6 protein-coding genes are annotated in these 7567 nt (G+C 63.1%); 2 read left to right on the top strand and 4 right to left on the bottom strand.

Annotation, left to right across the window (positions count from 1 at the left end):
* Together ACT8II_RS05100 and argS are read right to left on the bottom strand one after the other, a co-directional pair.
* The coding region (locus ACT8II_RS05100) for a Rho termination factor N-terminal domain-containing protein (protein ID WP_443813193.1) at window positions 1-1829 on the bottom strand (1829 nt) is incomplete at its 3' end.
* A gap of 450 nt (window positions 1830-2279) precedes the next feature.
* Window positions 2280-4133, bottom strand: a complete 1854-nt coding sequence (argS, locus tag ACT8II_RS05095; RefSeq protein WP_330005643.1) for an arginine--tRNA ligase — start codon at window positions 4131-4133, stop codon at window positions 2280-2282.
* Window positions 4134-4454: 321 nt separating this feature from the next.
* On the opposite strand from argS, the gene ACT8II_RS05090 reads away from it, so the two are divergent.
* The gene (locus ACT8II_RS05090) at window positions 4455-4964 is read left to right on the top strand and encodes a CarD family transcriptional regulator (RefSeq protein WP_118653305.1); all 510 of its coding nucleotides are present in this window, start codon (window positions 4455-4457) and stop codon (window positions 4962-4964) included.
* Between the two features lie 197 nt (window positions 4965-5161).
* Entirely contained in the window at window positions 5162-5761 is a 600-nt protein-coding gene (locus ACT8II_RS05085) for an HD domain-containing protein (protein WP_443813190.1), read from the top strand.
* A gap of 104 nt (window positions 5762-5865) precedes the next feature.
* Here the strand turns inward: ACT8II_RS05085 and ACT8II_RS05080 are convergent, their stop codons facing one another.
* Both ACT8II_RS05080 and ACT8II_RS05075 read right to left on the bottom strand, forming a co-directional pair.
* Window positions 5866-7143 (bottom strand): glutamate-5-semialdehyde dehydrogenase, encoded by a 1278-nt coding sequence (locus tag ACT8II_RS05080; protein ID WP_443813188.1) that lies wholly within the window; start codon window positions 7141-7143, stop codon window positions 5866-5868.
* 72 nt (window positions 7144-7215) lie between these two features.
* Window positions 7216-7567: PUA domain-containing protein (locus ACT8II_RS05075; RefSeq protein ID WP_443813187.1), on the bottom strand; the 352-nt coding region annotated here is incomplete at its 5' end.

Raw genomic sequence — 7567 nt, 5'->3', positions numbered from 1 at the left:
TCGAGCACCACCACGACGTCGCCCCCGAGCTCCACGATGCGTTTGGCGCGCTCAATCACGAGCTCGGACACACGCGTGTGGTTTTCGGCGGGCATATCGAAGGTCGACGCCACGACGTCGCCCTTGATGGAGCGCTGCATGTCCGTGACTTCCTCGGGGCGCTCATCCACCAGCAGGCAGATGAGATGGACCTCGGGGTTGTTGATGGCGATGGACTGGCAGATCTTCTTGAGGATGGTGGTCTTGCCGGCCTTGGGCGGCGAGACGATCAGACCGCGCTGACCCTTGCCGATGGGGCTCACGATGTCGATGGCTCGGCCCGTGATGGAATCGCGACCATGCTCCATCTTGAGCGGCTCGTTGGGATAGATCGGCGTGAGGTCGGAGAACTTGGGGCGACGCTTGACCTCCTCGGGGTCCATACCGTTCACTGAGCGAAGCTTGGCGAGGCCGGGAAGTTTGTCGTTTGCGCGCATGGGGCGCAGCGTGCCCTCAACTAGGTCGCCGGGACGCAGGCCAGCGGCTCGAACCATCTGCGCAGGCACAAAGGCGTCGTCACGGCTGGGCATGTAACCGTGCGCACGGACGTACCCGAATCCCTGATTGTCGATATCGAGGATGCCCGAGATGTCACGGAAACCCTCGGCACGGGCGGCGGCGGCATACACGGCCTCAATGAGCTCGGGCTTTTTGATGCCGGTCGGATCAAGTTCGAGCTCGCGGGCCTTCTCGCGCAGCTCGGCCACCTTCATGGCGGCCAGCTCCTCGCGCTTAAGCGAGGGCTCGACGGGAGCAAAACGGCTATTGCGCTGCTTGCGGTTGTTCTGCTGGCGTTCGCGACGCTCGCGGCGCTCCGCGTTCTTGGAGGGAGTCTTGGGGCCCTTGTCATCACGCTCGCCATGTTCGGCGTCACGGCGATTCTGATGGGTGCGGCGGGTTTGCTTACCATCGGTACGGGCGTCGTCTTTGCCCTTGGACTCGTCCGTCTCTCCTTGTTGGGGAACCGAGGGCTGGGCGGCCGCCGTGTCGGAGGGAGCGGGCGCAACGGACGTCTGGGCCTTCTTCGCCCGAACACTGCGACCAGGGCGAGCGTCCTTCTTGGGCGCGGCGTCCTTCGGAGTCGGCACGTCCTCGGACTCTGCGTCTTGAACACCGGACGCGGGAACCTTAGGCTGCGCCTCATTGCTCGCTGCAGCCTGTTCGTCCCGGGCGGCCATCAACGCCGCCTGCTGGGCAGCCAGCGCCGCAGCAGCGGCTTTCTCCGCCTCAATATACGCCTTGGGCTTCCTGCCGCGACGATGCGGACGTAGTGCGGGGTCGATGAGCGGCACGGTGGGGTTCTCCAACAAAGACGGAACTTCCGCGACCGGGGCCTCTCCGGCAACCATCTCCGCCGCGCGTTCCGCCGCGCGGCGCTGACGACGGACCACTGATGCCTGGCTCACCTGAGCGAGCGCTCGAGCCTGGATGATCTCGGGAGATGCCGGGGTGCCCGCCTCGTCCGCGGTCTTTGCCTTGCGCGCGCGGCGCTTCGGCTTCACTGCCGGCTCCGACTCGACATCACTGCCGGACTGCGTAGGAGCCTCCCCATCGGCAGAAGCTTTATTTGCGGACTTTTTGGCAGAAGCCCTCTTTGCCGTGGTGCTCTTCCTGGCGGTGGAGCGCTTTTTGGCGGGAGCCTTTTCTGCGGCAGCCGCGCCCTCCCCCTCCGTAGAACGAATCGCCTCGACATCTGTCGCTTGAGCGGCAGTGGAAGCGGCGGGGCCAGCGGCACCCTCGGAAGCGGGGGCCAAAACGGGCGCGTTCTCGATATTCACTTCTTCAGACACGCGGCTCTACTTTCTTCTCGCGTTGGTAATGCGAGCGCTCTGATCTGTCCAAGAACGAGCTCGTAGTGGAATTCGTTGTAAAAGGGATGCAAAGCGCAGTTCGCGTTACGGCAAAATATACCATATTCCAACCAGACGGCAACAATGAGCTGCGAATCTGTCCACATCGTGCCCGTATTCGACCAAAAATACCCGGATGTCGACAAGACATCCGGGCAAAACGGCGCGTTTGGAAACGCCGCTCGGTTTCTCAGGTGCCGCAGATCGCGGCGAAAGAGGAGGGCGCACGCCTGGCGTGCGGCGCCCGACGATTGAGCCCTGAGATGCGGTGTCTGAGGAAGCCCCGGGCGTGCCACGGCACCCAAGATTGCCACGCGCCCAGAGGCGCAGTGTACTGACGTACATAAGCCTCTGGGCGCGCGGCAAGGTTGGGTGCTGTGGTTGCGCCCGCTACATCTTGGTGGGGGCGGAAACGCCGATAAGGCTCAGAACCAGGTCGAGGACGGAGCGCACGGCGTCGCAGGCGGCGAGGCGCGCGCGCGTGACCTCGGGCTCGACCGGACGACCCTCGCTCGGCAGGACCTGACAGGCCTGGTAGAAGCTGTGGAAGCCGGCGGCGAGCTCCTCGGCGAAGTGGGTCAGGCGGAAAGGCGCACGGTCGCGGGCGCAGCTGGCGATGAGGTCCTCAAGCTCGGAGATCTTACGGGAGAGCGCGAGCTCGGTGGGGTCGGTGAGCAGCGCGTAATCGACGTTCTCGCCGATGGCCTTGGCGGCCACGGCGTCCATGCCCATCTCAGCGGCCTGCTCGGGAGTGACGCCGGCGGCCTTGCGCAGGATGGAGCAGATGCGGGCGTGCGCGTACTGGACGTAGTACACGGGGTTGTTCTGGCTCTTCTCCTTGACGGCCTCGATATCGAAATCGATGGCCTGGTTGGAAGAGCGGGAGATCAGGGTGTAACGGGTGGCGTCGGCACCGACCTCGTCAACGAGCTCCTGGAAGGTGACCATGGTGCCCTTGCGCTTGGACATGCGGATCGGCTTGCCGTTGCGGAGCAGGTTCACGAACTGGCCGAGCAGGACCTCGAACTGACCAGGGTAGCCGAGCGCGTCGCAGACGCAGCGCACGCGGTTGATGTAACCGTGGTGGTCGCAGCCCCAGATGTCGATGACGTGGTCGACGCGCTGGAACTTATCCCAGTGATAGGCGACGTCGGAGGCGAAGTAGGTGTACTCACCATTGGCCTTCACCAGGACGCGATCCTTGTCGTCGCCCAGATCGGTGGAACGGAACCACAGGGCGCCGTCCTTGTTGTAGAGGTAGCCCATCTCATCGAGCTTGGCAAAGGCGCGGTCGACGGCGGAGGTGCCGGCGTTCGGGCCCTCGGTATCCTTGATGTAGACGGTGCGCTCGGAGAACCACTTGTCGAAATCGCAACGGACGTCGTGGCACAGCTGGCGCATGTTCTCGACCATCTTGGCGTAGCCCTCCTCGCGGAAGTAGAGCATGCGCTCCTCATCCGTGACATGGGCCCACTTGTCGCCGTCCTTCTTGTAGAACGCAGCGGCCTCGTCGATGATGTAGGTGCCGCCGTAGGCGTTGCCGCCCAGGCCCTTGGTGAAGGCGTCCATGTAGGGATGGGAATCAAGGTGCTCGTCGGCCTCGTCCTGGACGAAGTTGTCACGGTCCTGAGCCAGGAAGTCGCGAGCGCCGTCGATATCGAGGCCCTCCTTCTCCATGATCTCGATGAGCTGCATGTAGCGGTAAGAGATGGAGTTACCGAACACGTCCATCTGAGAACCGTGGTCGTTGATGTAGAACTCGCGCTGGATGTCATAGCCGGCGTGGCTCATGACGCGGCAGAGTGAGTCGCCGAGAGCGGCCCAACGGCCGTGGCCGACGTGCATCGGACCGACGGGGTTGGCGGAAACGAACTCGACCTGGGTCTTCAGGCCCTGGCCGACGTTGGACTTGGCAAAGTCCATGCCCTCCTTGCGAGCGACGTCCAGAATGGCGTTGTTGGCGGCGGCGTTCAGGTAGAAGTTGATGAAGCCGGGGCCGGCGACCTCGACCTTGGCGATCTCGGCGCTCTCGGGCATGTGGGCCACGATGGCGTCGGCGATCTTCTTGGGTGCGCAGTGGGCCAGCTTTGCGGACTTCATCGCGCAAGTGGAGGTCCACTCACCGTGAGAAGTGTCAGCCGGTCGCTCCATGCCACAATCCTCGAGCTCGAACGCGGGCAGGTCGCCAGCCTCCTGAGCGGCGGCGAGGGCAGTGCGCACCAACTCTTCAATCTTCTCCGGCATAGAGGTCCTCCTCATTCTATGGCCCTGAAATGTCCTTCTCGCAGGGCTCATGTACAGATGCACTGTACTTTAGCACAGCGAATCCTCGAGACATCCTGAAATGGAGGTATTTGCATACTCCAGACGCGTTTTCTTTGCCTTTTTCACATCAAGACGAATAATCCTCGGTCGGATTATCAGTTAATCGATGTATCTTCACTGGATTTTGCATTTCCTTATTCATTTGAATTATCAGGTTTTGGTGCCATTTACCTAATTTCCGCACGTATTCGTGGTAATATAAAACCTATCGAGCGCGTAGAGTATTCAGTTGGAGGAAGCATGTTTCAAATCGGTCAGCACGTTATTCACCCCGGGCAAGGTGTTTGCACCGTCACCGGATTCACCGAGGACAAAGCCCATCCCATGATTCTACTCTGCGCAAAGTCCGGACATGCGGAAACCCACCTCATGTACCCCCTTGCCCAACAGGACCGCCTGCATGCTATTATTTCGCGCGAGGATGCCGAGAGCCTTTTGGGGAATTATGCCGATTTGCCGGTCGACACCTTTACGGAACGCAATAGCGCCCTCGAGGAAACGCACTTCAAGCAGCAGCTCAAACTGGGCGCACCCGAGACGGTGCGCGTGGCGAAAACCATGCACCATCGTATCAACGAGGCGGAGGCGCGGGGCAAAAAGCCCAGCAGCTATTATGCACGCGTGCTCAAGGAGGCGCATCGTCGCTCGGTCGAAGAGTTCGCGTTCGCGCTGGACGCCGAAGAGTCGACTGTCGAACAGCTCTTTATCGATGCGGCCACGAAGGCCGGCGAGATTCCTGCGGTCAACTAACCTCAATTGACGTTGCCGCGCGAGGGGCACAGGCCGCATCGAACGAGCGCGTGCTATAGTGTGATGCAGTAAACCTCCCCCTTCACCGGATGGGGGAACCAAGGTGTCCGATCCCCGACCGTAGGTACGGCGTTCACGCGCCATAAGGCAGGGTCTCGGGCACCTTTTGTCTACAGGCACCGTCATTTGGAGGAAGCATGGCGCAGCTCAACGCCGGTATAACCCACGAGGCAGCGTTCAATCTGCTCAACGAGCACAACAAGGATCCGTTCCACATCGAGCACGCCAAGACGGTCGAACAGACCATGCGTTACTTCGCGCGCGAGTACGACCCCGAGAACGAGGAGTTCTGGGGCATCGTGGGCTTGCTGCACGACCTCGACTGGGAAGAGCACGACGATGACCCGATGAACCACACCATCTACGCCGCCAAGGACATCGAAGCGGCAGGCGGCAGCCCGGAGCTCATCCGCGCCATCCAAACGCACACGAGCGACTTCAACACAAGCCTTCCCCGCCCCGAGCTCATGATGGAGAAGATCTTGTTCGCTACCGAAGAGCTCACCGGGCTCATCGGCGCCGCCGTGGTGATGCGCCCCTCCAAGAGCGTGATGGACTTCAACGTGAAGTCCCTCAAGAAGAAGTTCAAGGACAAGCGCTTCGCCGCCGGCGTGAGCCGCGACGTGATCCGCTCCGGAGCCGAGATGCTCGGATGGGAGCTCGACGAGCTGTTCGCCCGCACCATCGAGGCCATGCAGTCCTTCGCGCCCGACCGCGACAGCTTCGTCGCCGAGTAACCGTCCCCGCAGGCGGGTGCACCGCACCGCGTAAGAAACGGGATAGGCCCCACAGCTCGATCGACGAGCTGCGGGGCCTCTTGCTAAGCAGGTGCCATCATGCGCTACGGGCGCACTTGGCCGCTGCCGCGAAGCTCGTACTTGTAGGTAGTGAGGGCCTCGGCGGCAAACGGGCCGCGGGCGTGGAGCTTTTGGGTGGAGATGCCGATCTCGGCTCCCAGGCCGAACTCCCCGCCATCGGTGAAGCGCGTGCTCGCGTTGGCGTATACGGCGGCGGCGTCGACTTCGCGCAGGAAGCGGTCGCACGCGTCCGCGTCCTCGGCGACGATACACTCAGAGTGGCCGGTTCCATAGCGATTCACGTGCGCAATGGCATCATCCAAACCATTCACCGTGTGCACGCTGATATCGAGCGAGAGGTACTCGCGCCCCCAATCCTCGTCCGTTGCATCGACGAAGGAGCCGAGGATGTCGGCGTCGCGCGCAGCCTCTCGGGCAACGGAGTCTCCGTGAATAGTGACGCCCGCGGCGGCGAGCTCGGCGAGCATGCCGGGCAGGAACGCGTCCGCCACAGCCTCGTCCACGAGCAGGGACTCGCAGGCGTTGCACACGCCCACGCGCTGCGTCTTGGCATTCACCACAATGGCGCGCGCCTTATCGAAGTCAGCGCTCGCATGGACATAGGTGTGGCAGTTGCCCGTGCCCGTCTCGATGACCGGCACCAGGCTCTCGCGCACGCAGCGCTGGATAAGGCCTGCGCCTCCGCGCGGAATGAGCACATCAACAACGCCCCGCAGGCTCATGAGCGCAGCGGTGGCTGCACGGTCGGTGGTCTCGATAATGGATACGCAGGCGCGGTCGAATCCGTACGCCTCAACGGCATCCGCCAAGATATGAGCGATCGCCACGCAGCTGTTCTGGGCGATGGAGCCACCACGCAAGATGCAGGCGTTGCCCGTGCGGACGCAAATGCCCGCGGCATCGGCTGTGACGTTGGGACGCGCCTCGTACACCATGGCGACCAGTCCCAGCGGCACGCTTACACGGCGCAGGTGGACGCCCTGGTCGATATCGCGCTCATCGAGCACGCGCGCCACCGGATCGGGCAGATCGGCAAGCTTTTCCAACCCTGCGGCCATCCCCTCGATGCGCACGGGGGTGAGCAACAGGCGATCGAGCAGACCCTCGGACGTACCGGCGGCGCGGGCAGCGTCCATGTCGGCAGCATTAGCGGTCAGAACCTCGTCCGCGCGATCACGCAGCGCTACGGCCATAGCGCGCACGGTGGCGCAACGGGCCTCATCGGAGGCGAACCCAAGGGAGCGCGAGGCCTGCTTTGCCCTGCGGGCGAGATCCTCGACATATCCGGCAATGTCGTTCATGGCAATCTCCTCACATATGTACGTACGCTTCCACGTGTAAAAAGTGCCCGTGCCCCTGTTGCACATCGCGCGCTAGGCGAACACGATGAGGTTGTCGCGGTGGATAGCGGGCTTGTTGGCGAGCGCCGCGAGCAGATGGTTGCCCGCGATGTCCTCCTGGTGGCGGCCGGCGGCAAGTTCCAGCTCATCGTGACCCGCCTCGGCGATGCCGCGAGCGATAACGAGCCCATCTGCATCTCGTACGTCGAGTACATCGCCTGCGGCGAAATCCCCCTCGACGCCCGTAATGCCCACCGGCAACAGCGAGCTGCCGCGCTCGACCAGCGCGCCCGCGGCGCCCGCATCCACGGTCACGAAGCCGTGGGCGCTGTCGCCGAGCGCGATCCACAGCTTGCGCGGCGCGATCTCGAGGCGGGCGGCGGGC

Origin of the sequence: Collinsella sp., assembly GCF_052346665.1 — a bacterium.
Classification (GTDB): Bacteria; Actinomycetota; Coriobacteriia; order Coriobacteriales; family Coriobacteriaceae; genus Collinsella.
This window is presented reverse-complemented; position numbering and strand designations above follow the sequence as displayed.